Here is a 785-nt window from a genome sequence, read left to right as displayed (position 1 = left end):
GTTAAGTTTAGAAGTTCCAGACTGGAAAAATTCAGAAGACTTGTCCTCGATAAATTTTTTGAATTCGGTTTTGAAACGCTGGGTGGAAAAAGATTCAGCATGTCGTCTAATTAAGTGCGGGTCAGATTTAAACGTTTTTTCAAAGCGATCAATTGCAGATATGATACTTGCTTCTGATTGCTTATCAAAAAAAATACCTGTCACCCCGTCTACAATTGTTTCGAGGGCTCCCCCTTTACCAAAGGCAATTACCGGGGTTCCGCATGCTTGAGCCTCAACCGGGGTAATACCAAAATCTTCTTCCGCTGCAAAAATAAATGCCTTTGCACGTTGCATGTGAGATTTTAATACTTCGAATGGTTGGTATCCCATAATCAGGACGTTCGGTGTAGCGTATTGCTTGACCTTGGCCATTTGAGGGCCGTCACCAATTACGATGAGTTTCTTATCAGGAGTTTCTGAAAAGGCTCGTACAATCAAGTCCATTTTTTTATAGGGAACCATTCTGGACGCTGTTAGATAAAAATCTTCCTTGGCTAAATGCAGTGGGAAGTCTTCAACAGCTACATTAGGGTATATGGTAGTTGAGGATCTTCTATATATTTTGTTTATTCTACGGCCTATGTAATCGCTATTGGAAATAAAATGATCAACTCCATTAGCTGTTCGGTAATCCCAATTTCTAATTTTATGCAGCATGTACTTCGCAAGTATACCTTTAATACCGGTTTTGAGCTTCGATTCTTTCAAATACTGATGCTGTAAATCCCACGCATAGCGTATGG

The 785-nt window shown here is 39.7% G+C and carries 1 protein-coding gene; it reads right to left on the bottom strand.

From position 1 onward, the window contains the following. A partial coding sequence (locus AC1DRJ_RS30630; RefSeq protein WP_477805407.1) for a glycosyltransferase occupies positions 1-785 on the bottom strand: 785 nt, incomplete at both ends.

This window comes from Pseudomonas sp. P5_B2 (assembly GCF_056400445.1).
This window is presented reverse-complemented; position numbering and strand designations above follow the sequence as displayed.